Annotated in this window: 29 protein-coding genes and 1 riboswitch; of the genes, 16 read left to right on the top strand and 13 right to left on the bottom strand. The window is 36.9% G+C overall.

Annotated features, from left to right (window positions below; all coding sequences use genetic code 11):
• Positions 1-72: 72 nt before the first annotated feature.
• The 3 genes from MHB75_RS14295 (at position 73) to MHB75_RS14305 (ending at position 2,884) form a co-directional block, all read left to right on the top strand.
• The gene (locus MHB75_RS14295) at positions 73-1,281 is read left to right on the top strand and encodes a Tm-1-like ATP-binding domain-containing protein (protein WP_340998450.1); all 1,209 of its coding nucleotides are present in this window, start codon (positions 73-75) and stop codon (positions 1,279-1,281) included.
• Positions 1,282-1,295: 14 nt separating this feature from the next.
• A complete protein-coding gene (locus MHB75_RS14300; RefSeq protein ID WP_340998452.1) occupies positions 1,296-2,120 on the top strand; it encodes a phosphoenolpyruvate hydrolase family protein in 825 nt (274 codons plus the stop codon).
• A gap of 215 nt (positions 2,121-2,335) precedes the next feature.
• Positions 2,336-2,884: an RNA polymerase sigma factor gene (locus MHB75_RS14305; protein WP_068456179.1), complete on the top strand. Its 549-nt coding sequence runs from the start codon at positions 2,336-2,338 to the stop codon at positions 2,882-2,884.
• A 198-nt stretch (positions 2,885-3,082) separates the two neighbouring features.
• Here the strand turns inward: MHB75_RS14305 and MHB75_RS14310 are convergent, their stop codons facing one another.
• Complete coding sequence (locus MHB75_RS14310) at positions 3,083-3,511, bottom strand: MarR family winged helix-turn-helix transcriptional regulator (protein ID WP_141273961.1); 429 nt, start codon at positions 3,509-3,511, stop codon at positions 3,083-3,085.
• A gap of 31 nt (positions 3,512-3,542) precedes the next feature.
• A complete protein-coding gene (gene spx, locus MHB75_RS14315; protein ID WP_141273949.1) occupies positions 3,543-3,947 on the bottom strand; it encodes a transcriptional regulator Spx in 405 nt (134 codons plus the stop codon).
• A gap of 369 nt (positions 3,948-4,316) precedes the next feature.
• Here spx and amaP point away from each other — a divergent pair, with 369 nt between their 5' ends.
• Genes amaP through MHB75_RS14330 form a run of 3 tightly spaced genes read left to right on the top strand, consistent with a single transcriptional unit; the run spans position 4,317 to position 5,583 of the window.
• On the top strand, positions 4,317-4,868 hold the full coding sequence (gene amaP / locus MHB75_RS14320; RefSeq protein ID WP_340998456.1) for an alkaline shock response membrane anchor protein AmaP: 552 nt from the start codon (positions 4,317-4,319) through the stop codon (positions 4,866-4,868).
• Between the two features lie 11 nt (positions 4,869-4,879).
• Positions 4,880-5,092: a DUF2273 domain-containing protein gene (locus MHB75_RS14325; protein WP_340998458.1), complete on the top strand. Its 213-nt coding sequence runs from the start codon at positions 4,880-4,882 to the stop codon at positions 5,090-5,092.
• A 17-nt stretch (positions 5,093-5,109) separates the two neighbouring features.
• The gene (locus MHB75_RS14330) at positions 5,110-5,583 is read left to right on the top strand and encodes an Asp23/Gls24 family envelope stress response protein (RefSeq protein ID WP_340998459.1); all 474 of its coding nucleotides are present in this window, start codon (positions 5,110-5,112) and stop codon (positions 5,581-5,583) included.
• 107 nt (positions 5,584-5,690) lie between these two features.
• On the opposite strand, the gene MHB75_RS14335 is transcribed toward MHB75_RS14330, so the two are convergent.
• From MHB75_RS14335 to MHB75_RS14350, 4 genes are read right to left on the bottom strand one after another with little or no spacing between them, the layout of a single operon-like run.
• On the bottom strand, positions 5,691-7,259 hold the full coding sequence (locus tag MHB75_RS14335; protein WP_340998461.1) for an IS1182 family transposase: 1,569 nt from the start codon (positions 7,257-7,259) through the stop codon (positions 5,691-5,693).
• A gap of 38 nt (positions 7,260-7,297) precedes the next feature.
• Positions 7,298-7,501: a hypothetical protein gene (locus tag MHB75_RS14340; protein WP_340995029.1), complete on the bottom strand. Its 204-nt coding sequence runs from the start codon at positions 7,499-7,501 to the stop codon at positions 7,298-7,300.
• A gap of 53 nt (positions 7,502-7,554) precedes the next feature.
• Complete coding sequence (locus MHB75_RS14345; protein ID WP_340998463.1) at positions 7,555-9,111, bottom strand: ABC-F family ATP-binding cassette domain-containing protein; 1,557 nt, start codon at positions 9,109-9,111, stop codon at positions 7,555-7,557.
• A 60-nt stretch (positions 9,112-9,171) separates the two neighbouring features.
• On the bottom strand, positions 9,172-9,357 hold the full coding sequence (locus MHB75_RS14350; RefSeq protein WP_141273953.1) for an SE1832 family protein: 186 nt from the start codon (positions 9,355-9,357) through the stop codon (positions 9,172-9,174).
• 214 nt (positions 9,358-9,571) lie between these two features.
• Here MHB75_RS14350 and MHB75_RS14355 point away from each other — a divergent pair, with 214 nt between their 5' ends.
• From MHB75_RS14355 to MHB75_RS14395, 9 genes are all read left to right on the top strand, one after another.
• A complete protein-coding gene (locus MHB75_RS14355; RefSeq protein ID WP_141273954.1) occupies positions 9,572-10,129 on the top strand; it encodes an NADPH-dependent FMN reductase in 558 nt (185 codons plus the stop codon).
• A gap of 615 nt (positions 10,130-10,744) precedes the next feature.
• Positions 10,745-10,882, top strand: a complete 138-nt coding sequence (locus tag MHB75_RS14360) for a hypothetical protein (RefSeq protein ID WP_165442642.1) — start codon at positions 10,745-10,747, stop codon at positions 10,880-10,882.
• Between the two features lie 94 nt (positions 10,883-10,976).
• A complete protein-coding gene (gene abc-f, locus MHB75_RS14365; RefSeq protein WP_340998466.1) occupies positions 10,977-12,599 on the top strand; it encodes a ribosomal protection-like ABC-F family protein in 1,623 nt (540 codons plus the stop codon).
• A 61-nt stretch (positions 12,600-12,660) separates the two neighbouring features.
• Positions 12,661-14,844, top strand: coding sequence for a DNA topoisomerase III (locus MHB75_RS14370; protein ID WP_340998468.1), 2,184 nt, complete (start codon positions 12,661-12,663; stop codon positions 14,842-14,844).
• A 416-nt stretch (positions 14,845-15,260) separates the two neighbouring features.
• Positions 15,261-15,728, top strand: coding sequence for a hypothetical protein (locus MHB75_RS14375; RefSeq protein WP_087680875.1), 468 nt, complete (start codon positions 15,261-15,263; stop codon positions 15,726-15,728).
• 12 nt (positions 15,729-15,740) lie between these two features.
• Positions 15,741-16,223 carry a Cys-tRNA(Pro) deacylase gene (gene ybaK / locus MHB75_RS14380; protein WP_068456139.1) on the top strand — a complete coding sequence of 161 codons (483 nt, stop codon included), beginning with the start codon at positions 15,741-15,743 and terminating at the stop codon, positions 16,221-16,223.
• A 134-nt stretch (positions 16,224-16,357) separates the two neighbouring features.
• Positions 16,358-17,011, top strand: a complete 654-nt coding sequence (locus MHB75_RS14385) for a YczE/YyaS/YitT family protein (protein WP_068456136.1) — start codon at positions 16,358-16,360, stop codon at positions 17,009-17,011.
• A gap of 161 nt (positions 17,012-17,172) precedes the next feature.
• Positions 17,173-18,372 (top strand): glycine C-acetyltransferase, encoded by a 1,200-nt coding sequence (locus tag MHB75_RS14390; RefSeq protein ID WP_197409961.1) that lies wholly within the window; start codon positions 17,173-17,175, stop codon positions 18,370-18,372.
• A gap of 355 nt (positions 18,373-18,727) precedes the next feature.
• Positions 18,728-18,943 (top strand): hypothetical protein, encoded by a 216-nt coding sequence (locus tag MHB75_RS14395; RefSeq protein WP_340998471.1) that lies wholly within the window; start codon positions 18,728-18,730, stop codon positions 18,941-18,943.
• Here the strand turns inward: MHB75_RS14395 and MHB75_RS14400 are convergent.
• The 4 genes from MHB75_RS14400 to MHB75_RS14415 form a co-directional block, all read right to left on the bottom strand.
• A complete protein-coding gene (locus tag MHB75_RS14400) occupies positions 18,940-19,608 on the bottom strand; it encodes a methionine ABC transporter permease (RefSeq protein WP_197409922.1) in 669 nt (222 codons plus the stop codon). The genes MHB75_RS14395 and MHB75_RS14400 overlap by 4 nt on opposite strands.
• Positions 19,595-20,620: a methionine ABC transporter ATP-binding protein gene (locus MHB75_RS14405; RefSeq protein ID WP_141275072.1), complete on the bottom strand. Its 1,026-nt coding sequence runs from the start codon at positions 20,618-20,620 to the stop codon at positions 19,595-19,597. The genes MHB75_RS14400 and MHB75_RS14405 overlap by 14 nt, the downstream gene beginning before the upstream one ends.
• Positions 20,621-20,649: 29 nt before the next feature.
• A complete protein-coding gene (locus MHB75_RS14410; RefSeq protein WP_068456119.1) occupies positions 20,650-21,471 on the bottom strand; it encodes a MetQ/NlpA family ABC transporter substrate-binding protein in 822 nt (273 codons plus the stop codon).
• Positions 21,472-21,552: 81 nt separating this feature from the next.
• A riboswitch (SAM riboswitch) is annotated at positions 21,553-21,667 on the bottom strand.
• An 88-nt stretch (positions 21,668-21,755) separates the two neighbouring features.
• A complete protein-coding gene (locus MHB75_RS14415; RefSeq protein WP_340998474.1) occupies positions 21,756-22,946 on the bottom strand; it encodes a pyridoxal phosphate-dependent aminotransferase in 1,191 nt (396 codons plus the stop codon).
• Between the two features lie 113 nt (positions 22,947-23,059).
• On the opposite strand from MHB75_RS14415, the gene MHB75_RS14420 reads away from it, so the two are divergent.
• Positions 23,060-23,848: a carbon-nitrogen family hydrolase gene (locus MHB75_RS14420; protein ID WP_141275070.1), complete on the top strand. Its 789-nt coding sequence runs from the start codon at positions 23,060-23,062 to the stop codon at positions 23,846-23,848.
• Positions 23,849-24,011: 163 nt separating this feature from the next.
• Here the strand turns inward: MHB75_RS14420 and MHB75_RS14425 are convergent, their stop codons facing one another.
• The 3 genes from MHB75_RS14425 to MHB75_RS14435 all read right to left on the bottom strand — a co-directional run bounded on the left by MHB75_RS14425 (position 24,012) and on the right by MHB75_RS14435 (position 26,543).
• Positions 24,012-24,329, bottom strand: coding sequence for a hypothetical protein (locus MHB75_RS14425; RefSeq protein ID WP_340998475.1), 318 nt, complete (start codon positions 24,327-24,329; stop codon positions 24,012-24,014).
• A gap of 696 nt (positions 24,330-25,025) precedes the next feature.
• A protein-coding gene (locus tag MHB75_RS14430; protein WP_340995027.1) for an IS3 family transposase occupies positions 25,026-26,197 on the bottom strand; the annotation gives its coding sequence in 2 pieces (ribosomal slippage) (positions 25,026-25,936 and positions 25,936-26,197; 1,173 coding nt in all).
• Positions 26,198-26,228: 31 nt separating this feature from the next.
• Entirely contained in the window at positions 26,229-26,543 is a 315-nt protein-coding gene (locus MHB75_RS14435) for an HIT family protein (RefSeq protein ID WP_340998477.1), read from the bottom strand.
• Positions 26,544-26,799 lie beyond the last annotated feature (256 nt).

A 26,799-nucleotide genomic window follows, 5' to 3' on the forward strand; every position in this document is an offset into this window, starting at 1 on the left:
TTGTCTTTTTTCTTTCGATATAATCAAGATAACAACAATGAAAGTGCTTACATCTCAAAGGGGGATATCCAAATGAAAACAATTGCTTTAATTGGAACATTTGATACAAAGGGAAAAGAATTTTTATTTGTCAAAGAGTTAATCGAGTCACTGGGTTTTAACACATATACGATTCATACAGGTGTTTTTGAACCTACATTTATACCGGATTGCTCCAATCGCACAGTGATGGAATATGCAGAGGAACAGTTAGAAAATGTTCAGCAAAAGAATGACCGCGCATTTGCGACAGAAGTTTTAGCGAATGGAATGGAAAAGCTATTACCACAATTATTTAAAGAAGGAAAATTCGATGGTGTTTTATCATTCGGTGGATCAGGTGGGACATCGATTGCAACACCAGGTATGCGTCAACTACCAATCGGTGTACCTAAAGTGATGGTATCAACCGTTGCATCAGGTAATACAGAACCTTATGTCGGTACAAGCGATATTATGATGTTACCTTCTATTGTTGATGTAGCTGGATTAAATTCGATTTCAACAAAAATTTTCACGAATGCTGTTTTTGCGATTGCAGGTATGTTGCAGTTTGAAAATAAAGTGGAATTAGAACAAAAACCATTAGTCGCGACAACGATGTTCGGTGTTACAACACCATGTGTACAATTTGCAACAAGTTACTTAGAGGAACGTGGCTATGAAGTATTAATTTTCCACGCAACAGGTGTCGGTGGTCGCACGATGGAACAATTAATTGAAGATGGTTACATTGAAGGGGTATTAGATTTCACAACAACAGAGTGGGCAGACGAACTCGTTGGTGGTGTACTGAATGCTGGACCGAACCGACTTGAGGCAGCAGGTCGAAAAGGGGTTCCACAAGTTGTCTCATTAGGTGCGCTTGATATGGTGAACTTTGGACCAGTCGATCAAGTGCCAACGAAATTTAAAGGACGTAAATTTTATCGCCATAACCCAACGGTAACATTAATGCGTACAACAATTGAAGAAAATGAGCAGTTAGGTAAAATCATCGCAGAAAAATTGAATCTTGCAAAAGGTCCAACAACTTTAATGATTCCGCTACAGGGAGTTTCGGCACTCGACGCAGTCGGACAAGACTTCCATGGACTTTGTGAGGACCGTACATTATTTGAGGCAGTGAAGCAGGGAGTCAATCCACAACAAGTTACAATCTATGAAGAAAATCTTCATATTAATGAACAAGCATTTGCAGAAAAAGCTGCAGAACAATTAATTCAAATCATGAAAAAATAAAAGGAGTGTTTCAAATGAATCAACAATCACGTCAAGAAATTATGGAACAATTCAAACAAGAACTAGCAAACGGGAATGTGTTACTGGGAGTAGGTGCAGGCACAGGGATTACAGCGAAAAGCAGTGAAGCAGGCGGAGCAGATATGCTAATTGTCTACAATTCAGGTCGCTACCGTATGGCAGGTCGAGGTTCTTTAGCTGGCTTACTTTCTTACGGTGACGCGAATCAAATCGTTGTCGAGATGGGACAAGAAGTGTTACCTGTCGTTAAAGATATTCCAGTATTAGCAGGTGTGAACGGTACAGATCCATTCCGCGTAATGGATGTATTTTTAAAACAATTAAAAGATCAAGGCTTCAAAGGTGTACAAAACTTCCCAACAGTAGGTCTAATTGATGGCGTGTTCCGTCAAAATTTAGAAGAGACAGGTATGGGGTATGATTTAGAAGTTGAGATGATTAAAAAAGCACACGAATTAGATTTACTCACAACACCGTATGTATTTGATGAAGACCAAGCGACTGCGATGGCAAAAGCAGGAGCAGATATATTAGTAGCACATATGGGACTTACAACAAAAGGCGCAATTGGCGCAAAGACAGCTTTAACATTAGATGACTGTGTTGAGCGTATTGAAAAAATTGTTCAAGCAGGTCGAAGTGTGAACCCGGACATTTTAGTTATTTGTCATGGTGGTCCAATTGCAGAACCTGAAGATGCAGCGTATGTAATCGAGCGTGTAGAAGGCGTATGTGGCTTCTTCGGAGCATCAAGTATCGAACGCTTTGCTGCTGAAGTAGGCATTCGTGAACAAGCGAAAGCATTTAAGTCAATTTAAAAATCGAATCGATTCTATAAAAATAAACGAACCTCTGATGTAAAATCGGGGGTTCGTTTTTTGGTTATACAAGGAGTAAGTTCTTATTCTTACATAAATTGCACAAAAACCTTACACGTTTGTAATGAAAGTGAAAGCAAAACCGATAGAGCGTAAGGTTGTTTTCACAGATAATAAGAGTATAACAAAGAAAGCAATATCTGGAGGTTTTAAAGATGACAATTCAACTTGAAGAAGTTTATGAAGAATATAATCGCTACATATATCATTTATGTTTAAAATTAACACGTAATAAAGCAGAAGCAGAAGACTTAATGCAGGAAGTATGGGTGAAAGTTGTCCGCTATGAATCATACGTTGCACAAGTCGACCACTTAAAAGCATGGTTAACAACAATTTGCATGAATACATTCCGCGACCGCTATCGCAAAAATGTACGTCGTAGCAAATACATGATGAACCAACCTGATACATTAGACGTACCTGTTTTAGATTTGGTTCCCAACAATGAACCAACAACAGAAGAATTAATTGAGCAAGAAGATGTAGCGCAATTAGTACAAGCAAAAATCAATCAACTAGACGGTATTTACCGCAATACACTACTTTACTTCTATGTAAAACAATACTCATTAGTTGAGATTGCAGAATTAATGAAAGTATCAATCGGTACAGTAAAATCACGTCTTTTCCGTGCAAAACAACGTCTAAAAGAAATGATGTTACAAGATGATACAACAGCTACAGCAATCCTACCAGCATAATTAATATAAAATATTGTATAAAACTGTCCCCCTAATCTCACAATCGTCATTGTGAGTTCATATAGATTGGAATCGTATATAAACAGATATACGATTCCTCTACTACATATAAAAAAAGCCATCTTAAACATGTAAAAACCCACATCTGAAAATGTGGAAGGCATGTAAAAGATGGCTTTTGAACATGACTGTGTTCAATTAACCAAGTAAGAGTTTAGAGAATATTTTGCGAAGTGTATCCACTTCGTCTTCTGTAAGCATACCGAACATACGCTGAACCATTAACTCAATATGCGCATAGGCATTATCGAGCAACTGGATTCCTTCATCAGTAATTTCAATCTGATAAGCGCGTCGGTCGGCTACATTCTTTGTTTTTTTGATATAACCTGCGTTGATGAGCTTCGTAGTTAGAACGGTTACACCGCCAGTCGTGACATGTAGCTTTTCAGCTAAATCAGATGGGCGAACAGGGCCATTCGATTCTAAAAGATCGAGTAATAAAATATGGGTTTTTGAAAGACCCATATTATTATGGCTGTTCCATTCGTTTGCCCATTTTCTTTCAAGAGCTGCAGCAATCTCGAAAAGAGACGAGATGCTGTGCTCTTTTTCTTTATTATTCATCATAGGGTAACTCATCTCCAACGTGATTCATTTAGAAATCATTTGATAAGCGTTGCATTTCAAATAATTCATATGCACGTACTTTACGTGGAATAAAACGACGAATATCCATCTCGTTATATCCAACTTGTAGGCGCTTATCGTCAATTAAAATTGGGCTACGCAACATTTTTGGGTGGTCTTTAATAATACTATAAAGTTCTTGAATTGATAACTGATTAATATCGCAATTTAAGTTTTTATAGTCTTTTGAATTCGTTGAAATAATTTCATCTGTGCCGTCTTCTGTCATACTTAGAACTTGTTTGAACTCAGCAAGTGTTAACGGATCTGATGTAATGCGTTTTTCTACATATGGAATTGCGTTCTCTTCTAACCATTGTAGAGCCTTCTTAGATGATGTACAGCTAGTTTGTGTATAAATTGTAACAGTCATGTTCATTACCTCTTTCTCTTTTGTTAATATATTTATATCTTACCAATAAGATATTTATAAGTCAATTACATTTTCGTGACAAAAAGATGAAAAAAAGAGCATTAAATAGAAATATTACACAATTGTAATGTTTATTTACGAAAACATTAACTGTATTAATGTGTAATGCAATCTGTTTCACTTCTATTACAATATATGACGAGAATGTAACGGGAAAGTTCGTTAATCAAGCAAGAAAAATATAAATTCAAGCTATTCGTAAAATAATTTAAGTGTTTGTATGGAGAGTAGTCTGGGTAAATAATTCGTGTAAGCCAATCTTTAAAGAATAAATTTTAAATACCTTGGTTATAGGCTGGAGGTTAAAAAATGAATATGGGTTTGAGATGGATTTTTGGTATCTATGCTTTATTAACATTTTTACTATCACTTAGCATCATTCTTATGCTGATAGAAGTATATGATTCAGTAGCATATGTACTTGAATTCCCAAAGAATGGCTCTTTCTTCATTGTAGTCATTTCACTTGTATCATTTCTTGCATTGGTGTCGCTTATTTTATTCTTTAGTAGTTTTAAGTCGTCACCTAGTACACGAAAAGATTTAAATATTGATACAAGTTTAGGTGAAATCAGTATCTCTAAAAAGTCAATTGAATCCATGGCGTATAATATTGCGAAAAAATTTGATGGCATTCGTTCACTTGAAGTCGGGGCTGAGATTTTTTCAAAAGCTGAAAAAATTAAACTTACTGTTACATTTTCAGTTTTTAAAAATAGTGCCGTACAACAAACAGCGAAAGAGATGCAGCAAAGATTGAAAGATGATTTAGAGAGAATGTTAGAAGTGCAAGTAAGTGAAGTACAGATTTATGTAATTGATTTAGAAGGCAAAACAAGCAAAAAACAACGCGTCGTATAAGGAGGAGCGTCATGAATAATAAAGAAGTATTCATACGCTATCGTGGGCGTATAGTAGGCTTAATTGCAGCAATTATTTTTAGTGTGTTATTTTTAACAGTTGGTTTTGGATATGCAGTTATGGTTTTAGTATTTCTACTTATTGGGTATCTCATTGGTAAGTGGGTAGACCATGACTTGGATATTGCATCTTACATTGATGCACTATTTAATAAAAGATCGTAAAAAATGGGAGTGATTTCATGTCAAATCAAAATGTACGTTCAACAGAAAAAACACCAGAAGAAGTAGAATTAGAAAAAAAAGAAAAGGAAGAACAACATAAAAGTCATTTAACATATGATGATGAAGTGATTAAAAAGATTGCAGCACTTGCAACAACGGATGTAAAAGGGATTCTAGGAATGAGTGGTAATCTATTCCAAGGTCTACAAAAAACATTAACAGGCAATGAAAATTTAACAGCAGGTATTCAAGCAGATATTGGTGAGAAGCAAGTTGCAATTGATGTTTCAGTCTATGTTGAATATGGATTGAGCGTGCCAGAAATTTATCGCACTGCTTATCAAAATGTAAAAGCAAATATCTCGCAAATGACGGGACTGGATGTAGTGGAATTTAATATGCATGTAGATGATGTCTATACGCGTGAAGAGTTTGTTGAGTCAAATAAATCAAAAGCTAAAACAAGTTCATCAAATAGTCGCGTAGAGTAAATCGAAAAAGAGGCTGGGACATAAATAGCTCTCAGTCACACAAAAAAGGAGATTGCGCAGGCAATCTCCTTTTTTGTGTGATTTTTTTCATAAGTGATGGGAGGGTTTTACCCTCTCATCGCATACTTTCTTAGGTTGGTCGCCATTAAGGCAAGTCCGATTTCATTTCGGACCTTCGATTTTCCACGAAGTGAAAATCGAGTGAAACCTAAATTCGCCTTCAAAAATCCAAAAACTGGTTCCACATCGATTTTTCGTTTTCGATAAATGGCGCCTGTTTTTGCTTCTGAAAGCGTCGCTTGAATCATTTTCTTCTGTTCTTCCCAATGCGTATTGATGGCCAATCTTCGATTGTTTCCTTCACGTGCTTTTGTACAAGATGAACGGAAAGGGCATCCTGAACAGTCTTCACATGTATATATTTTAAAATGACGTGTAAATCCTGTTTTGTCCGTACGTGTTGAGTCGTATTGATACGTTACTAATTGTCCATTCGGGCACGTATAACAATCTGTCGTTGCGTTATATGCCCAATTGCTTGTTTTAAAAGGATCTTTAAGATATTTTCGTTGCTGTTCTTTGCGATACATACCATATGTAATTAATGCTTTACGTTGGAGTGTTTCTACCACGTATTGATAGTTCGGTTCACTACCATAACCTGCATCGGCGACAATATGTTCAGGTAATTCAAAATAATGAGCTTGAATATCTTGTAAAAAGGGCACGAGCGTTTTTGTATCTGTCGGATTCGGATACACCTCATAAGCAAGGACATATTGATTTTCTGTTGCGATTTGAACATTGTAACCGGGTTTCAGTTGTCCATTCTTCATATAATCGTCTTTCATACGCATAAATGTCGCGTCGACATCGGTTTTTGAATAACTATTTCGTGTACCCATCTGTTGTAAATGAAGGCGATATTGTCTTTTTCGGACAATCCAATCTTTCACTTGTTTTAAATATTGTTTCGGTGTTTTACGTGCAGCGCGTAATTGTTTTCGTTCACTTGAATCAGAGGAAGCTTCCAGCTTTTCTGTATAATCATCAATCACTTCTTCTAATGTCGAAGCGACTTGTTCTAGCTCTTCACTAGACAAAGCATCGTCTTGTTCCTTTTGAATGGCAGGCAAAATACGTTCTTCTACGAGTTGCTCGTATAAGGCATTAGACTTTTCAATCATACTAGCTTGATAGTTTTCAACCGACTTCTTCCATACAAAAGTGAACTTATTGGCATTCGCTTCAATTTTTGTACCATCAATGAAGATTGCTTGTTGGTCAATGCATTTTTCTTCAATTAATCGACACCGGAATTGGATAAAGCATTGTTTTAGAAGTTCTTGCATCTGTGGATGAACGCGAAAACGATTAATCGTACGGTAACTTGGTTCGTAACCTTGTGCTAACCACATCATACGTACACTATCTTTTGTTAAATCTTCCATCCGGCGACCTGAAAAAATAGATTGTGTATAACCACATAAAATAATTTTCAACATCATTTTAGGGTGATAAGAAGGACAACCTGTCGCTTTGTAGAAAGGAGCGAAAGCTTCTTCTGGAATACTTTCGACTAAATGATGGATCGAAAAAGCAATATCTTTTTCAGCTAGTTTCATTTCAAAATCTAATGGTAAAATCACTTGATTCATGTTATAGTTTTTATACATAAAGAGCACTTCCTTTTATTATTTTTGTGGTAAGATACTTAAATTTTAACAGGAAAGGCTCTTTTTTTGTATCCTATTTTTTGTTTTAGATGGGCGTGAGGGCGTGACTTCTGCGGGAACAGCACGAGCGGAATATCCATGTTGGCGATGCATCGCCAACATGAGATGAAGCCGTGCCCGCGAAAAGCATCGCCCAAAACGAACATCCGCAGACAGACCAAAAAGAGCTTCGGCATTTTCATGTGCCGAAGCTCTCTTGCTTTTAACTAGGGTTTTGTCCCAGCCTCTTTTTGTATTATTGTTGTCCTTTAGAGAACCATTCTGCAACGTCCCAAACTTTTGTTACGAGACCATCGTAGAATTCAGGTTCGTGACTGACAAGAACGATTGTGCCTTTATATTCTTTCATTGCACGTTTTAATTCTTCTTTTGCATCCACGTCTAAGTGGTTAGTCGGCTCATCGAATAGCATCCAGTTCGATTCATCCATCATTAGGCGACATAGACGTACTTTTGCTTGTTCGCCACCTGATAAATGAGCCATTGGACGTGAAATATGTTCATTCTTTAAGCCGGTTTTCGCTAGTAATGCACGCACAGTCGCCTGTTCTAATGAAGGGAACGCATTCCAAATGACATCGATTGGTGTTTCATTACCGCCTTTTACTTCTTGTTCGAAGTAAGAAGGGAATAAGAAGTCACCACGTTGTACATCGCCACCAAGTGCAGGGATTTTACCAAGCATGGTTTTTAGAAGTGTTGATTTACCAACACCGTTCATTCCAACTAATGCAATCTTTTCACCGCGTTCAATTTCGAAAGTAAGCGGTGGAAGAAGTGGTTTATCATAACCAATTAATAAATCTTTTGCTTCTACTACATAGCGACTTGAACTACGTGATTCTTTAAAACTAAATTGTGGTTTCGCCGCTGTTTCAGGACGGTCAATTCGCTCCATACGATCCAATTGTTTTTGACGTGATTTCGCACGACCCGTTGTCGAGAAACGCGCCTTATTCTTTTGGATGAATGTCTCTTGTTTTTTAATGAATTCTTGTTGCTTTTCATATGCATCAATATGTTGGCGCTTATTAATTTCAGCTAACTCTAAAAACTTCTCATATGTTGCTGTATAACGAGATAGTTTTGAGAATTCTAAGTGGAAGATAACACCGACTACATCATTCATAAACTCTACATCATGCGAGATGAGAAGGAATGCGTGGGGGTAATCTTTTAAATAGTTTTTCAACCATGTGATATGTTCTTCATCTAAATAGTTTGTCGGCTCATCTAATAATAATACTTTTGGCTTTTCAAGTAATAATTTCGCGAGTAAAAGCTTCGTACGTTGACCACCTGAAAGAGCGGTTACATCACGATCTAAACCAATTGCATCTAGTCCAAGACCACGCGCCACTTCATCGATTTTCATATCGAGTGTATAGAAATCACCTGCATCAAGCGCATCTTGAATTTCAGCCATTTCTTCAAGTAATTCTTCTAATTGTTCAGGTGACGCTTCCGCCATTTTACCTGTAATTTCATTTAATTGTTCTTCTTTTTTATAAAGTGGAAGGAACGCATCGCTTAATGTTTCACGCATTGAACGACCTGGTGTTAATACAGCGTGCTGGTCTAAATAACCGTAATGTGTGTTTGGTAACCACTCTACGCGACCTTCATCATGGATGAGTTGACCTGTTAAAATACTCATCATTGTTGATTTACCAACACCGTTTGCACCTACAAGCCCTACGTGTTCTCCTTCTACAATACGAAACGACACATCTTTGAAAAGTATACGGTCTCCGAAAGAATGACCGAGCTTTTCGACTGTTAAAATTGCCATAAAAATAGTTTCCTCCTGCTTAAAAATAAAAGGTTTTTAAAATAACCTTTTGCCAGATGATTAAAATTTCGCTAATTCTGTGTTCAATTGGGCAAGTTGTGTTTCCATATCTTTTAGACGCTGTTCAGCCTGTTCAATCTTTTGTGGATAGCCAGTTGCCTCTAATTTTTCGATATCACCTTGTTGACGGATATAGTCGCTTTTCAGCTCAAGAATTTGATACTCAATTTCTGCTTTTGTCGCCATTATATATACGCTCCTTTATTGAAAAATGCATTAGCATTTCATTTTAATACTCATAGAGAATATTGTAACATAGGAAGTCACTCCTAGAAAGAAAGCAAATTTCGCTTTCCGTCGAAAGACTGATTTGTCTAAAAATGAAGTAGAGTTGCTATTGAAAGGGTAGGGTGTTTGTTACAATGAGTTTGTAGAAGTAGATAAATGGAGGTCACGTGAGATGAAGATTTTATTAGTAGATGGAACAGTTTTAGGTCGAAAAACAGGCGCGATTTTAGAAGAAATTCAAGGATACATTGAGCAGTTCGATGGTACGCTTGATTTAGAGCTTGTACGTTTTTCAGATTATGAACATCAAATTGTAGATGGTCGTCCATTCGATCAATATAATACGGGGATGCAAGAGCTAGTCCGCAAATTAGAATCGGCAGATGGCTATATTTTTGCAACACCTATTTTCCAAGGTTCGATTCCAGGCGTCTTAAAAAATGCGCTCGACTTTTTAAATCCGAAAGCATTACGCTATAAACCCGTATCAATTGTTGCAAACGGTGGAACACATCAACATCATTTAGTAGTAGAAAATCAATTCAAACCAATTTTAGATTATTTCCGCGCATTAGTGACACCAAACTATGTGTACACACATACAAGTCACTTTGACGACCAAAATAACATTATCGACGAAAATGTGCATGAACGTTTACAAGAATTAGCACGCGTCTTCGTAAAATATTGCGAGTTAAGCGCAAACTTACCGAAAGAACCACTAGATTAAACATAAAAAGCAAACGACTTTGGAGTTTATTTAAAAATCCAATATCGTTTGCTTTTATTTATTTTGGTATATGAATTTCAGAAATTAATCTGACCAACTAATCCAGTGGGCATGTTTTTGTAATAAAGGATAGATGGTCTGTTCACCATAACAATCTCGTTTTCATCTTTTATGATGGAGAGGAGAGGTGCGTCATTTAAATTAAAAAGCTATTGAATATTATTAAATCAATTTTTGGAGTTGATTATATGAACGATTTATTTAATTATATTGAGGGTGTAACTGGAAAAAAGCCAGAGATTTTACCTGAAGAACCTTTAAAAATTCCTAGACCCCTATCCATGAGCTATAGAATGAAGTAATTAAAGGACACATTAATGAATTTTTAATAAAAATAGAACAAGAAGATAAAGATATCTCAAGCCTTGTTCCTGATATTTCATTATCTGAAATTATCGCTGATTTAAAACTATTATTTAAAATAAATGAATAAATCACGTCCCATATAATGAAATCTTTTTAGAAATATATCGAGGATGAATATCAATGTTTTTTGCGAAAAAACTGATAATTTGCTATAATAGTCATTAACTAATTTGAACGGAGGTGAAGGAAATGAAAAAATCAGTAACGGCGACAGGTGTACAACTTGATACAGCAACGTATTTAACACGTGTCATGACTTTCGATTTACAAGCTAACGGGACAGGTCTGTCTATTTTTAAGTCAATCGAAAATATGAACCGTAGCTGATTAACCATTCCTTCACAGAAGAATTTGTAGGGGGACTGCTCGTTAATGAGTAGTCCTTTTTGTTTTCTCAGCTACTTAAATGGAGGAAACAACAATGTATATTAAAGCAGAAAAAATCACGAAAAATTTTGGTGGGCATCCACTATTTCAAGAGTTAACAGTCGATATTCACGCAGGCGAACATGTCGCAATTGTTGGAAATAATGGTTGTGGTAAGACGACATTATTAAAAATTATGGCGGAAGAAGAGGCAGTAGATACGGGAAGAATCATTAAGGCAAAAGGGAGCCACGTTGGTTTTCTTCATCAGATTCCGAATTATCCCGACATGACAGTATATGATGTGATGTATGAAGCGTTCGACAAGCTGAATCACATTCAAAAGAACATGAAGCAGCTGGAACAACAGATGGCGACAAGTGATGATTTGGAGTCACTGTTAAAAAAATACGGCACGCTACAAGAACAATTCGAAGCGAATGATGGCTATATTTTAGATTCGAAAATTTCGTACGTATCAACAGGTCTAGGTATTACCCATCTTGTAGAAGAAAATTTTGAACAACTGAGTGGTGGCGAAAAAACAAAGGTCACACTGTGCAAAATTCTCTTACAAGAGCCTGATATTTTACTACTAGATGAACCAACGAACCACCTCGATTTACATGCAATTGAGTGGCTCGAAAAATATTTACAGCAGTTTAAAGGAACGGTCATTGTTGTATCACATGATCGTCAGTTTATGAATCATGTCGTAACGAAAGTTATTGAAATTGAGGATGGACAAGCTTGGGTATCGCATGGGAATTACGATGCTTTCTTACAAGCAAAAGAAGATAAATATGCACGCGAGTTCTCACAATATCAAGAACAACAAAAGAAAATTAAAAAGATTCGAGATGCGATTCGTCGATTACGCCAATGGGCAAATGAGGCAAGTCCACCGAACCCTGATTTATACCGAAAAGCAAAAGTCATGGAGCGTATGTTAGAGCGCATGGAGAAAGTGAAAAAACCACGTGTTCAAAAGAAAATGAAGTTACAATTAACAGCTTCAGAGCGCAGCGGAAAAGAAGTCGCACAATTTTATGATGTGGCAAAGAGTTATGACCGTTTATTATTTAAAGAAGTAACATTTGATGTGTATTGGCAAGATACGCTTGCGATTATTGGCGAAAATGGAGCGGGTAAGTCGACATTATTGAAGATGTTATTAGGTGAGGAACAGCCAGACGAAGGCATTGTGGAGTTAGGGAGTTCTGTGAAAATCGGTTATTTAGCACAACATTTAATTGAAGCAGACCCAGAAGCCCGTTTAATTGATGTCTTTCGTTCAGAGTTGATGATGACAGAGCCTGAAGCACGCCATATTCTAGCACAATTCTTATTTTACGGTGCAGATGTCTTTAAAAAGTTTAAAAATATGAGTGGTGGCGAGCGTATGCGATTAAAACTCGCACAGCTCATGCAGCAAGAAATTAATCTGCTTATTTTAGATGAACCGACGAATCATTTAGATATTGAATCGCGTGAAGTGTTAGAAGAAAACTTAGAACAGTTTGAAGGAACGATTATTGCGATTAGCCATGACCGTTATTTCTTACAAAAGTTATTTGACCGTATTGTATGGATTGAAAAACAGCGCGCAATTGTTCATGAGGGAGATTATGCTTTTGCAAAAGAGAAGCAGGCGATGATGATGGAGTTGTCACAATAGCGTATTTGTATGTCTGTTCATCTATCCCTTATAATAGAAGGAGATTGAGAGGAGCGGAATTATGTCAAAATCATTAGTTATTGCTGAAAAACCATCCGTTGCACGCGATATTGCGCGCGTTTTAAAATGTACGAAAAAAGGTAACGGATCTTTGGAAGGCGACAAATATATCGTGACGTGGGCGTTAGGTCATTTAGTCACACATGCAGATCCGGAACAATATGATGTGAAATATAAAGAATGGAAGATGGAAGATTTACCGATTATCCCAGACCCATTCAAGTTAGTACCAATTCGTCAAACGACGAAACAATTCAATGCGGTCAAAACATTATTGAATCGTCAAGATGTGAATGAAGTCATTATCGCGACAGATGCTGGGCGTGAGGGAGAACTTGTAGCACGTTGGATTTTAGCGAAAGCGAAGTCTCGTAAACCAATCAAACGTTTATGGATTTCTTCTGTAACAGACCAAGCGATTCGTGAGGGATTCAATAATTTAAAAGACGGTCGTAAATATGATCATTTATATGAAGCAGCAGTTGCACGTGCTGAAGCGGATTGGGTTGTCGGGATTAATGCGACGCGTGCATTAACGGTTAAATATAATGCGCAGTTATCGACAGGGCGTGTACAAACACCGACGCTTGCGATGATTGCGAATCGTGAACAACAAATTAAAAACTTCAAACCGAAGACATATTATGGTTTGCAAGCTTTAACGAATACAGTGACCTTCACATGGCACGAAAAAGGAACGAATCAAACGCAATCGTTCCAAAAAGAGAAGATGGAACAGTTATTAAAATCACTCGATTCGGTGAAAACAGGTGAAGTTATAGACGTGAAAACAACACCAAAACGTACGCCAGCACCACATCTGTTTGATTTAACAGAACTACAAAAAGAGGCGCATAAACGCTATGGTTGGTCAGCGAAAGAAACACTTTCTACGCTACAAAATCTATATGAACGCCATAAAATTGTGACGTACCCACGTACGGATTCAAAACATTTAACATCGGATATGAAGAGTACATTCACAGACCGTATTAAAGCATCGGCTGTTGGTGATTATCGTGCAGCTGCTAATAAAATTTTAAGTAAGGGAACACCGCAAGCTCAAAAAGGTGTTGTCAATGATGCGCTTGTATCGGATCACCATGCGATTATTCCAACAGAAGAAGTCGTAAATTTACGTGCGTTATCAGATAAAGAATATAAATTGTATGATTTAATCGTTAAACGATTTTTAGCTGTATTTTACGGTGCATATGAGTATGACCAAACGGTTGTGACATTAAAAGTAGGGAATGAAACATTCACTGCAAAGGGAAATACAGTGCGCGATGAAGGTTGGAAAGCTGTTTATTTACAAGAAGACGAACAGTCGAATGAGCGTACACTGCCTGTATTTAAAAAAGGTGAACAAGTCAGTCTACGTGGCATTGCCTTAACAGAAGGTCAAACAAAACCACCAGCTCGTTTTAATGAAGGAACATTACTTGCGGCAATGGAAAATCCATCGCAATTCATGGATGACGAGTCGAAAGAATTAGTTAAAACATTAAAAGAAACAGGCGGTATCGGTACAGTTGCGACACGCGCAGATATTATTGAAAAGCTATTCAAGTCATTTGTAATTGAGAAAAAAGGTAATGATTTATATACCACGTCAAAAGGTCGCCAATTATTAGATTTAGCACCAGCCGATTTAAAGTCGCCAGCGCTAACTGCTGAATGGGAGACACAATTGACGAAGATTGCAAAAGGACAGGCGAAAAAAGCTGACTTCATGCGTCAAATGATTGATTTTACACAAAAATCAATTTCAGATATTAAGAAAAGTGACCAGAAATTCAAACATGATAATATTTCTGGGAAAGTATGTAGCGAATGTGGCAAGCCAATGCTTGAAGTAAACGGTAAACGCGGCAAAATGCTCGTATGTTCAGATCGTACATGTGGCAACAAGAAAAAAGTATCTACAATTACAAATGCGCGCTGCCCTGTATGTCATAAAAAATTAGAATTACGCGGCGAAGGTGAAGGACGTATTTTCGCATGTAAATGTGGACATCGTGAAAAACTCTCAGCTTTTGAAAAGCGTAAAAAACAATCAGGTAATCAAAAAGTTTCAAAACGTGACGTTCAAAAATATATGAAAACACAACAAAAAGAAGAACCTGAAAACACAGCGATGGCAGATGCTCTTGCGAAGTTATTTGGGAATAAAGAAGAATAAAGTGAAATGATATGAACCATTAGACTAGAACAAGTGTGATTTTGTTCTAGTCTATTCTTTTTGTCTTACTTTCATCATCTTTTTTTGAAAAGCACCCATATCGAAAGACCTTTATAAGAAATATACTCTTTTACATCTTTTGATTCTTTCGTATGAATATTCTGATTATAAGAGCTATTTTCTAAATATAGGTAGATATTTACCGAAATAAAGGGTAAATAGTTCGAGGGAAAGTGTGTCAAAAAAGTAGTATTTTGAATAGTTATTCTAGTCATTTCAGCGTTTATGTGATAGGTTTTTTAGTCACAAAGAAGTGCCGAAATCCGAATTTTAAGATGTGTATTTAGTTGGTTTTGACTGAATTGGATACATGATACACTAAATATAACAATATCATGTGGAGAGGAGGAAGGAATATGAGATTAGCATCCTTATTAAATAATCGTTTTACAGAGTTTGAAGCACGCAAAAAATTAGTGACATTGAAAAATGTAGATGATGCGTATAAAAAACAAGCTAAATATTTCACACCAACGGCAAACCCGAGTTTGGAAGAGTTGGTGAATTTATTGACAGGTAAAAAGGAAAAAGAGGATCATTCGAATTTACAGGAATCTTTACAGCATCTTCAACAACGTGCGACAATAGAAGAAAATCAAGGTACGACACAATCACCAACAGAGATGATGTTGCAAGATGATGTTACGGTTCACCTTCTTCCTGAAACAGGATTACCAAAACCGTTACCTGTTCAATTAAAAGATGCAAAACAGATGACGAAAGAGCGTTTAACCGAAAAAGCACTTGCGACGTATCAGTTCCAAATGTCGATGGCACGCGGTGGCTTCAAAGTATTGGAACCGATGATTTATTGTACCGCATAAGGAAGTGGCGAAATGGCGAAGAAAGTTCAAAAGACGAATGCAGTTCGTTTGTTGGATCAACAAAAAATTCCGTACACATTAAAAGAGTATGATGTACATGAAGAACATTTAGATGGTGTTACAGCAGCACAAGAAATTGGCGAGCCTGTTGAGAAAGTCTTTAAAACGTTAGTTGCGACAACAGCGAAAAAGCAGCTCTATGTGTTTGTGATTCCTGTGGCAGAAGAGCTTGATTTAAAGGCAGCAGCGAAATTCGTAGGCGAGAAGAAAATCGACCTTTTACCTGTCAAAGAACTACTAGCACATACAGGATATATTCGTGGTGGTTGTTCACCGATCGGCATGAAAAAACTATATCCAACAGTGATTGATGAAGCCGCAACAGTACAATCGGAAATCTTCGTAAGTGCAGGAAAACGCGGTATGCAAATTTGCATTCAACCACAATTATTAGCACAAGTCGTACAAGCAAAGTTTGGAACAATCACTTGTTAATAACTTAAATTGTTTGTTACAATGAATTTTGTCTGAACTCGGAAATATGCAATCATTTTAAATTCAAGCATATGGAAAAAAGAACCTGAACAGACGGGTTCTTTTTTGCGTTGTGCTGATAGACGGAGGCAATAATGAAAAATCATTACACATTACGCTGGATGTTTTTTATCGGTGGACTTGCGATTTTAGCTTGTGGTGTCGCGCTAACGATTAAAGGACAGAGTTATGGTGTCGGTTCATGGGATGTTTTACATGTCGGATTATATCAAAGTCTCGGCTTAACAATTGGCACATGGTCAATTCTTTTAGGTTTACTCATTATTATTCTAAGCGCAATCGTATTAAAAGAGTTACCGAAGATTGGTACGATTATGAATATGGCATTAACAGGCTTATTCATCGACTTTTTCAATGCGATTATTCCAGATGTACATACAGCAGTTGGTCAACTGATCTGTTTCGTATCAGGTGTCATTATTTTAGGGATTGGAGATGCGATTTATATTACTGCGAATTTAGGCGCTGGTCCTCGTGATAGCCTCATGCTCATTGCGGTAGAACGCCTGAAATTAAGTATTACTGTCGCAAGAACAGCGATGGAATTCTTAGTGGCAGTGACAGGTTATTTAATTGGCGGTCCAATTGGTCTTGGAACAGTCATCATGGTATTTGTACTCGGTCCTGTTATTCAAATTTCTTTCAAATATACAGAGCGCTTGTATCAATATCTTACAAAAGAAAAAGTGGTAGTCGTTGTAGAAGAAGAAGTGAAGCAGAATGTGTAAATCACATTCTGTTTTTTTATTGCATACAAACAAATGTGTTTTTGAGTTGTACAGTATGTTTGGAATACTTCTAAATGCTTTTAAATCAACGGTTTGCGTTCTTTTCCAATGCACAATATGAAACGACTTATGGTACAATGACAGTAACATCAATAGAGGGGATGATTCAATTGTCTAAAGTTTTAAATGCATTTGTAGATGAGAATTTACAACAACTTCGTACACAAGGTTTATATAATGAAATCGACTCAGTAGAAGGTCCAAATGGTCCAATCATTACAATCAGAGGACAACAACTGATTAATTTATCATCAAATAACTATTTAGGTTTAGCAACGAACGATACATTAAAAGAAGTAGCCAAAAAAGCAATCGACAAATACGGTGTTGGCGCAGGGGCTGTGCGTACAATTAACGGTACACTGGATTTGCACGTGAAGTTAGAAGAGAAATTAGCTGAGTTCAAAGGGACGGAAGCTGCTATTTCATATCAATCTGGCTTTAACTGTAATATGGCGGCAATTTCAGCTGTTATGGATAAAAATGATGCGATTCTTTCAGACCAATTGAATCATGCATCAATTATCGACGGTTGTCGTTTATCGAAAGCAAAAATCATCGCTTACAACCATTCAGATATGAATGATTTACGTGAAAAAGCAAAAGCCGCAAAAGAATCAGGCTTATATAATAAAATTATGGTTATTACAGACGGCGTATTTTCAATGGATGGTGATATTGCGAAGCTACCTGAAATTGTGGAAATCGCAAAAGAATTTGATTTAATTACGTATGTAGATGATGCGCATGGTTCTGGCGTTACAGGTAAAGGAAAGGGAACTGTAAAACATTTTGGTCTTCAAAATGAAATCGACTTCCAAATCGGTACATTATCAAAAGCAATCGGTGTTGTCGGTGGTTATGTAGCTGGTAAACAAAATGTAATTGACTGGTTAAAAGTGCGCTCACGTCCATTCCTATTCTCAACAGCGCTACCACCAGCAGATGTAGCAGCAATTACGGAAGCAGTACAAATGATTATGGATTCAACAGAATTACATGATCGCCTATGGGAAAACGGGGACTACTTAAAAGCAGGATTACAAAAGTTAGGCTTCAACATCGGTCATTCCGAAACACCAATTACACCATGTATTATTGGGGATGAAACATTAACACAACAATTCTCAAAACGCTTAATTGAAGAAGGCGTCTATGCAAAATCAATCGTCTTCCCAACCGTTCCTAAAGGTACAGGTCGCGTACGTAATATGCCAACTGCCGCACATACTAAAGAAATGTTAGATGATGCACTCGCAATCTACGAAAAAGTAGGAAAAGAGCTAGGCATTATTAAATAATAAATTGATTCATGAAGGCTTCGGATTTTTCGAAGCCTTTTTTGTTTGAGTGGGCGAGTGCCCCATTTTCACCCTCGAATGTCCTGTTTGGACGGATGAATGCCCCATTTTTGCTGGCGAGTGACCCATTTTCGCCCTCGAATGTCCTGGTTGGCGTAGTGAGTGACCCATTTTCGTCCTCGAATGTCCCGTTTGGCGTAGTGAATGACCTGAATCGAGCAGCGAGTGACCCAACACCTTCAGCGAATGACCCAAAATGACGTTCGAATGTTCGAATTCACATAAACCTAGTCAAATGAAGTCCTCTTGAATTACTCAAAAGCCTTGAAGAAAGTGCAGAGAGGGAGCAATTTAGGTGTTTTGTGCGAGTGATCCATTTTCGCCTTCGAATGTCCTGTTTGGACGGTTGAATGGCCCAAATCGAGCAGCGAGTGACCCAACACCTTCAGCGAATGACCCAAATCGACACCCGAATGACCCAAATCTCACTTTCTATCTTCGTCTCAAACCATATAAAAAGCCGAAATCAATTGATTTCGACTTTGAACCCTTTGTAAAAATGAAGCGCTAATCTCTTTTTAAATGAGCTGACCATTTATTCCCGATAGTTTGTAATACTTGAACGAGTAAGATTAACAAGATAACGACAACATACATTAATGGTGTTTCATATTGTTGGAAACCATAGCGATAAGCGATGTCGCCTAAACCGCCGCCACCAACAAGGCCAGCCATAGCTGTTGCGCCAATTAAGCTCACTGTCGCAAGTGTTAAACCTAAAATAATCGATGGACGTGCTTCACGTAGTAATACGTGCCAAATAATTTGTCCACGTTTCATACCCATAGCCTTATAAGCTTCAATGACACCATGATCCACTTCTAATAAAGCTGTTTCCATTAGACGTGCGATGTAAGGAGCTGTATAAAGAACAAGTGGTACGATAATTCCTTCTACGCCAATCGTTGTACCAACAATGAATTTTGTAAATGGAATGATGAAGAATAATAAAATGATAAATGGAATTGAACGTACAATATTAATGATAATATTTAAAACTTGATAGAAAAAACGATTTGCCAGAAGTTGTCCAGGACGCGTTAACACAACTGCTACACCGAGTGGGATACCAATTAAGATAGCAATAATGAGTGAGATACTTGTCATTTGGAAGGTTTGAATCGCGCCTTCCCATAAAATATCGCCCCATTGATCAATAAATTCACGCATAGACAAGACCTCCTAACTGTTCCACTTGAATTCCTGATTGCTCAAGGTATTGTAACGCCTGTTCTCGTGCTGCATCATCGCCTTCTAAATGCACTGTAATGTTACCGACAATGCCATTTTTAAGTTCGATAATATTTGCAGCTAAAATGTTTGGTGTGACGGCAAAACGTTTACTAATCTCAGCAAGTGCAGGTTGCCCTGTGCTTGCACCAACGAATGTAAGACGTGTTACATCACCTGTTACATGAAGGGAATCAATAAGTGAATCACTTAATTGACGTTGTGAAATCGTATTTAAAAATTTACGTGTTGTCGCATGTTGTGGATTTGTGAACAATTCAATTGTCGAGCCTTGTTCCACAACTGAACCGTTCTCCATCACATAGACATGGTCGCAAATTTTTTGAATAACATTCATTTCATGTGTAATTAATAAAATTGTAATGCCAAGCTCACGATTGATTTTTAGGAGTAAATCTAAAATTGAATCCGTCGTTTCTGGGTCGAGTGCTGAAGTCGCTTCATCGCTTAATAAAATAGTCGGTTCAAGTGATAGGGCGCGTGCAATCGCGACACGTTGTTTCTGCCCGCCAGAAAGTTGAGCAGGATAGTTCGTTGCGCGGTCTTCTAAACCAACAATTTGTAGGTATTTTTGTACACGTGCACCTAATTCTTTTTTCGGTACACCCGCTAGCTTTAATGGAATCGCGATATTTTCATACACTGTGACTGTTTTTAATAAGTTAAAGTGTTGGAAAATCATACCGACTTTACTGCGTACTTTACGCAAACCAGATGCCGATAACTTCGTTAAATCTTTCCCATCGATTAGAACTTGTCCTTTTGATGGTTGTTCAAGTAGATTCACACAACGAATTAATGTACTTTTACCAGCACCACTATAGCCAATAACACCATGAATTTCTCCAGCAGGTACTGTAAGATTGACATCTCTTACAGCAGTTACGACTTTTTTATTTGAAACGAAATTTTTCTCAATATTTTTCAGCTCAATCATAGATGACTCCTCCTTTTCAATCTAACCGTTTACTTATCGAATACAGGGATTACTGCACCGTCAAATTCATCTTCAATGAATTTTTTCACTGTCTCTGAGTGATAAGCTTTAACGAATTTTTTCACATCTGCGTCATTTTTATGTGATTCTTCTACAACAATTGCGTTGATATGTGGTGAATCTGTATTTTCACGTAGTAGCGCTGTTTTTGGATCAATGCCTGCTTCTAAAACGAAGTTCGTATTAATCATTGCTGCATCTACTTCATCTAATTGACGTGGTAATTGTGAAGCTTCTAGTTCTACAAATTTAAATTTGTTTTTGTTTTCTGCAATATCTTTTGGTGTTGCCAATTTATCGCCAGTATCTTTTAGAGAAATAACTTTTTTGCTTGCTAGTACTTGTAGGGCACGATCACCATTTGCTGCATCATTTGGAATTGCGATTGTTGAACCTGCTTTTAAATCTTCTAATTTCTTCACTTTTTTCGAATATAGACCCATTGGCGTTAAAATCGTTGTACCAACTGATACAAGGTTTTCATTTTTCTCTTTATTGAAGTTCGCTAAGAAAGTTAGTGTTTGGAAACTGTTTGCATCCAAGTCACCTTCTACAAGAGAAGTATTCGGTAATACATAATCAGAGAATGCTTTAATCTCAACATCTAAACCATCTTTTTTCGCTACTTCCGCTGCTTTTTTTGCGATTTCTTCGTGTGGTCCGCCTGTTACGCCTAATACTAATTTGTTATCTTCGGCTGCTGCTTGGCTATCTTCTGTTTTCTTCCCACATGCTGCTAATACTGATGCTGATAATACAAGTGATAATACGATTCCTGTTGCTTTTTTCATAAATAAAACGCTCCTTTTTGTATGTAGTATATAAAAAAACCTCTCTTAACAAAAAGAGAGGTGAAAGTGTTGGTTTTACCTCTCTTATCTATCAAGATTTTGTCATCTTGCTGGAATTAGCACCTTTCACAATACCGATGTATTGGAAGGTTGCCGAGCTTCATAGGGCCAGTCCCTCAGCTACTCTTGATAAGAGATTTTATATTTTTATATAACTATTTGATATATTCAATCTATAGATAATTTTCAGTAAAGTCAAACATTATTTTCTTGAGAAAACAAAATTAATGCACTTTCGAGCGAAAAACAGTCGAAATTTCAGGTAGATGTGCAATACGTTCTACAGCTTCAACTAATCGTTCAGGCGATACGAGTAAACCAACGCGAACGTAACCCTCGCCATGTAGACCGAATCCGTTACCTGCTGCAACTGCAACAGAAGCTTGTTCTAAAAGAAGATTTGCAAAAGCTTCACTCGTATAACCTTCAGGCACTTTTAACCAAGCAAAAAAACTACCGGCAGGTGCTGTGACAGACCATCCAACTTTTGAACATGCTTGAATAAGTGCTTCACGACGAGCTTCATATATAGCCAATTGTTCTTCTACACAATCTTGTGGACCTGTTAATGCATGTGCTGCGGCAACTTGAATCGCTGGGAAAATGCTGCAATAAAGGTGATCTTGTAGCAAATTAAGTCCTGCAATCACTTCATTATTGCCGACAGCAAAGCCAACACGCCATCCTGCCATATTATACGTTTTCGATAAGGTATAAAATTCAACACCGATCTCTTTTGCACCCTCTGTTTGTAAAAAACTAGGCGGTTTTACACCATCAAAACCAAGTGCTCCATAAGCGAAGTCATGCATAACAACGAAGTCATGCTGTTTTGCAAGCTGTACCGTTTCTTCAAAAAATGCAGGTGTCGCTGTAGCACCTGTAGGATTATTCGGGTAATTCAAATACATTAATTTTGCACGTTCTAAAATATCAGGTGCAATTTCCGCGTAATCAGGTAAAAACTGATTTTCAGCAAGAAGTGGCATCGTTTCAAAGTTTACATGACTAAGTGCGACACCTGATAAATAGTCGGGATAGCCAGGGTCAGGAAGTAACATGGTATCGCCAGCATTTAAGAGTGTCAGCGGCAGTTCTACTAGACCAGCTTTCGCACCGAATAGCACAGCGACTTCTGTTTCAGCATCGAGTGTTACATCATATTCACGTTTATAAAATGTCACAATCGCCTCTTTTAATTCATCAATTCCACGAAACGGTGAATATTTATGATTCGCGACATCGGCTGTTGCCTCTTGCATCGCCTTGACGATATGAGGAGGTGTCGGGCGGTCTGGATTTCCCTGACCTAAATTAATAATATCGTGACCTTCTGCAACTTTTTCGGCTACACGTTTTGCGAGTTTAGCGAAAAATTGTTCAGGTAATTGTTTGAGTAAATCAGAATAAGGCATTTGGTTGCCTCCTTTGGCTTTTTTGTTATGATAGAGAAAGAAATATTCTGAATAGTAGAAGTTTTATCGTGAATCATAATACTTTTCAGAAAAAAAGTCTAGGTGGTGGAGAGATGAAATTAGGTTGTATTCAGCTACAAGTTGCTTTTGGCGATGTTGAAAAAAATTTTTCTCGTGTGGAAGAATTCATTCGAGAAGCTGCAAATAAAGGGGCAGAAATTGTCATTCTACCAGAGATGTGGAATACGAGTTATGCACTTGAAAAACTTGAAGGTCTTGCGGATATTGACGGAGAAAGAACAAAAGCCTTTTTATCACAATTAGCAAAAGAATTGCATGTTCATATTGTTGGTGGTTCAGTCGCAACGAAAAAGGGCGACAAATTCTATAATACGATGCTCGTCTACAATAATGAGGGTGAGCTAGTAGGCGAATACGATAAAGCACACTTATTCCGCTTGATGGATGAACACTTGCATTTATCTTCTGGTAACACACAAAATAATTTCAAACTGGGTGATTTAGATGCAGCAGGCGTGATTTGCTACGATATTCGTTTCCCAGAATGGTTACGTCTACACGCATTAAACGGCGCAAAAGTATTATTCGTTTCAGCGCAGTGGCCAACTGCACGAATTGATCATTGGAAAACTTTATTACAAGCACGTGCAATTGAAAATCAATGTTTTGTGGTAGCAGTCAATCGCATTAGTCGCAATAAAGATAACTTTAACGGACAGTCGATGGTAATCGAACCATGGGGTGAAATTTTATGGACTGGTGGAGAAGATGAGGAATTAGCGATTGTCGACGTTGATTTTTCAAAAGTTGATGAAGTGCGCACACGTATTCCAGTCTATGATGATCGCAGACCAGAATTGTATCAAGATGTATTGAAATAAAAAATGAAGCTAGGGCTGATGCGTCCTAGCTTTTTTAGAATACGCTATTTAGAGAGTAAATTTTGCTTATTTTCTTGTATTTTGTTCGTTACATCGAGTAGTCTTTTCGCTAGTTTTGGCTCGATAATCTCATAAACTGTATCAGTATCTTGTGTTGGGATTGTTATGTAGTTATTTTCATAAATGAAAAGTTGAAAAGAGTCACCAACACCTGAGAATGAAATACTTGTGTAGTTTTTAGGGTCTTTGATTTTTTTACAGACATTGATTTTACTAAAGAAAGTAGCGTGGAAGAATCATCTGAAGTAATTTGATAAATTTGATCTTCAGGTGAAATGAGTGTATTTGCTTTTACTTTAGAGAGTTGAATCTTAGTTAGAATATCGTGCTGTAAGGATTGTTTTTTCGGTATTTTGGCTACGACCACATAGGCAGTTAAGCTAACACATAAAAGAATTAGGGTGAAAAAAATTTTTTTCATGTTTTGACACCTCCAACTATAAAATACCATAAAAGGAATATTTTTAGTTAAAAATATAAGATAAAAAGTATAATAAATAAAACAGCATCTTACATTTAAGGGATTTAAGTTTTATTGTATATAATAAAATGAAACCGCTTCTATTAAATCTTTATTGAGATAATGGAGGTTTTAAAAAATTTGGGTCTTTATTTAAAGCTTTTTTCTCAAAGAATACTTTTAAAAAAGAAAAGTGTTCTTCTTTCACAATCGCGCTCGATTGATGAAAATCTTTATTCAACTAAGGTTTTGGAATTGAAGTATAAAGACGAAAAAATGCAAATTCACAGCATTAATAAATTGTCTCTTTATATAAGTTTTTGTTCAAATCCATAACCCTAAATTTGCATTTAGGAACGTTATTTTAAAATTGTATGTATATATCGACTTAGTCCGTTATAGATTTTAATTTTGATTGAAGTTCTTGAAGTGGGATTTTTTGTTGTTTTACATTCTGATTTCCCCAAAAATTATCTTCAGTATATCTAGGAATTAAATGAACATGAAAATGTGTTCCTTCATCCTGATACTATGTCAAGAAAATGGACAGAGGAAATTGAGATTTCGCTCTGAATCTATCGCGCTATCGCTTGCTCGCCTCACAAATAATTTAAGGGGCGTAACCCTTAAATTATTTGTGAGGTTAAAAGGGGTAGATTATATGACTCTAGCTTTCTGTAAAACTTCGAAATATTGCTTTTCGTATGCAACTGGCGACATATAATTTGTATATGAGTGGATCCGTTTGTAGTTATAGAAACTAACGATGTATTCAATGATACTTTTCTTGGCTTGATCTCTCGTTTTATACTTTTCGTGAAAAACTAGTTCTCGTTTGATCACGCTATGAAACGACTCAATACATGCATTATCGTAACAGTTTCCTTTTCTGCTCATGCTTGTGATGATTCCGTTAGTTCGTAATACTTGTTGGTATTCCTTCGATGCATACTGGCTCCCACGATCAGAGTGATGAATAAGTCCAGAAGTTGGAGATTGAGCTCTAATTGCCCGTTTTAAGGCAAGAATCACTAACTCTTTTGTCATCCTCGCATCCATCGCCCATCCGATAATTCTCCTTGAAAACAGCTCCATAATTGTCGCTAGATACAACCATCCTTCACTTGTCCATATATACGTAATATCCGCTACCCATACTTTCCCAGGTCGGTCTACTTTGAATTGCTGGTCTAATAGATTCGAATAGATTGGTAGATTATGTTTTGAATTCGTCGTCGCTTTGTATTTTTTCACTGTTTTTGAACGTATTCCTTCATTTTTCATAATTCTCGATACTGTTTTTTGTGATACATGGACTCCTTCCGAATTCAATTGTTTTGTGATTTTAGGACTACCATAATTTCTTCTGGAATCTAAATACACTCGTTTTATTTGGCTTGTTAACTTTTCTTTACGCTCTTTTTGCTTACTTTTTGGGCGGTTCAGCCACTCATAGTAACCACTTCTTGAAACACCTAATACTTCGCACATCTTTGCCACACGGTATTCGTGTCGGTGCTGTTGAATAAAGTCATAAATTACTTCTGGTCTTTTGCAAAGATGCTCATAGCCTTTTTTAAGATGGCATTTTCCTCTTCTAGATCACGGATTCTTTTTTGTAACTCTTTATTTGCCTTGTCCTCTGGTTTTAAATTTCCGCTACCAACAAAAGCAGCTTCTCCATCTTTACCAAATTTTCTAACCCAGTTGTGTAACGTTTGTTCCGCAAGGTCTAGCTCACGTGCAACTTCCGCAACTCTCTTGCCACTTTCAACTAACTGTACTGCCTCTAATTTGAATTCTTTGTCGTAACTTTTTCGATTGGTCATTTTAGACACTCCTAGTAAATTATTGAGACTATTATACTTTATAAACTCCCAATTTACTGTGTCCATAATTTAGACTATCATCATCCATAATTTTTCCATTATTTTGAATTACACTAATACCAGTAACTGAAAAATATTTTTCGAAAACATTAATTATCGATTTTTCTAATTCTATTAATTCAATAGATCGAGAAGGGGTAATATCTCTAATATCCATGACATGATTTTTCGAGATAATGAGTAAATGTCCAAATTGAATAGGGTCAATATCAAAAACTACTTTATAATTTTTAGATTCAAGAAGTACTTGTTCTTCTAATATTTCATTACAGAAAATACATTTCATAATAGGCACCTTCTTTTTATAACAATAATATTGAATGTGAATGTTTAAATTAACAATTTTTCCAATCAATTGAACGCGTAGAAAACGACTCCTGCGGGAATAGCATGAGCTGAAAACCCCACAGGAACGTAGTGACGAGGAGTTTGAAGCCATGCCCGCGGAAAGCGTTTTTCGAAGCGAAAATTGATGTGAACGAACAAATCCCGTATGATTTTGAAAAATCATACGGGATTTACTTTGTTAAAAATACTTTTGT

Origin of the sequence: Kurthia sp. FSL E2-0154, assembly GCF_038003625.1 — a bacterium.
Taxonomy (GTDB): Bacteria; Bacillota; Bacilli; order Bacillales_A; family Planococcaceae; genus Kurthia; species Kurthia gibsonii.